This is a genomic window from Domibacillus sp. 8LH (genome assembly GCF_038806185.1).
Taxonomy (GTDB): domain Bacteria; phylum Bacillota; class Bacilli; order Bacillales; family Domibacillaceae; genus Domibacillus; species Domibacillus indicus_A.
Genome location: NZ_JAVJNG010000202.1, coordinates 1 through 259, shown reverse-complemented (window position 1 = coordinate 259; position 259 = coordinate 1). Strand labels below are relative to the sequence as shown.

The window sequence follows — 259 nt, the reverse complement described above, 5'->3', positions numbered from 1 at the left end:
GCCTTATTAAAAGTAGCTCGCCAATACGCTAACAAAAACAGTGAGTGGCGTGCCACCATCCAATTACCATCTGGCGAACAGTCGCTAGTAAAAGAACAGGCATTCAATTCTGTGTTTGATGCAGACCAGTTGCGCAAGCTGCAAGGTATTACTGCAGACAACCAAAAATTGTATATCAGTCTACAATATCAAGGAGCACCTAAAAACACCCCAGAGCCATACAGCGAAGGGCTGCGCATTAGTCGACAGTATTACGACC

The 259-nt window shown here is 45.2% G+C and carries 1 protein-coding gene; it reads left to right on the top strand.

Features of this window, described 5'->3' with window-relative positions; all coding sequences use genetic code 11:
• On the top strand, positions 1–259 hold a 259-nt coding region (locus tag RG959_RS24435; protein WP_342799330.1), incomplete at both ends, for a hypothetical protein.